The organism is Streptobacillus ratti, assembly GCF_001891165.1.
GTDB lineage: Bacteria > Fusobacteriota > Fusobacteriia > Fusobacteriales > Leptotrichiaceae > Streptobacillus > Streptobacillus ratti.
In genome coordinates this window covers 1-1,238 of the sequence record NZ_LKKW01000068.1, presented here as the reverse complement: position 1 = coordinate 1,238, position 1,238 = coordinate 1, and the positions used below count along the sequence as shown (strand labels likewise).

At 32.7% G+C, this 1,238-nt stretch carries 1 protein-coding gene; it reads left to right on the top strand.

The window, feature by feature from the left end:
- Positions 1–58: 58 nt before the first annotated feature.
- Positions 59–1,238 (top strand): ABC transporter ATP-binding protein (locus BT993_RS06775; RefSeq protein ID WP_244147568.1); only part of this gene is annotated, 1,180 nt, incomplete at its 3' end.

The window sequence follows — 1,238 nt, the reverse complement described above, 5'->3', positions numbered from 1 at the left end:
ATAAAAAGTTAAGGTATAATATTATCGTAGAAATATATATTTTTTTAGGAGAGAATAAATGGCAGAAGTAATATTAAAGAAAGTAGAGAAACAATATCCGAATGGATTTAAGGCGGTACATGGTATAGATTTAGATATAAGAGATGGAGAGTTCATGGTATTTGTAGGGCCATCAGGATGTGCGAAATCAACTACATTAAGAATGATAGCAGGACTAGAAGATATTACAGGAGGAGAGATATATATAGGAGATACATTAGTAAATGATGTACCCCCAAAAGATAGAGGTATAGCAATGGTGTTTCAAAACTATGCCCTATATCCTCATATGAGTGTATATGAGAATATGGCATTTGGATTAAAGTTAAAGAAGACACCAAAGGCAGAGATAGATAGAAGAGTAAAAGAGGCAGCAGAGAAATTAGAGATAACAGAATTATTAGATAGAAAGCCAAAGGAGATGTCAGGAGGACAAAGACAGAGGGTAGCACTTGGACGTGCAATAGTAAGAGAACCAAAGGTATTTTTATTTGATGAACCTTTATCAAATTTAGATGCAAAGTTAAGAGTGTCTATGCGTGTTAGGATAACACAATTACATAAAGAGTTAAAGACAACGATGATATATGTAACACATGACCAAGTTGAAGCTATGACTATGGGAGATAGAATAACAGTATTAAAGTTAGGAAGAATAATGCAGGTAGATACTCCATTAAACTTATATCATAGACCAGCTAATAAGTTTGTTGCAGGATTTATAGGTTCACCGACTATGAATTTAATAGAGGGAGAATTAGTAAAGAGAGAAGATAAGACATATATAGATATAGATGGAGCTATGATAGAGATACATGAGAGTAAGGCAGAGAAGGTACAGGGATATATAGGAAAGAGGGTAATATTTGGGATAAGACCAGAGAATATATCAAGAAGTATAGAAGATAATAGTTATACACAGGTAGGAGAGGTATCTGTTGTTGAGCAGATGGGAAATGAGGAATATATATACTTTAAGTTATCATGTAGACAGATGACATGTAGAATGAATGTAGATGGAATAAGTGAGACAAATAAACAAGGAAAAGAGAAATTTTACTTTGATACAAGTAAGGCACATATATTTGATATTGAAACAGAAGAAATAACTCATACAATAATGGTTGCTATTGGAGTAGTGGGTAGGATAAAAGTAATAAAAAGTGGTAATTTTACTGTAGAAGATACTATAGCTGTAA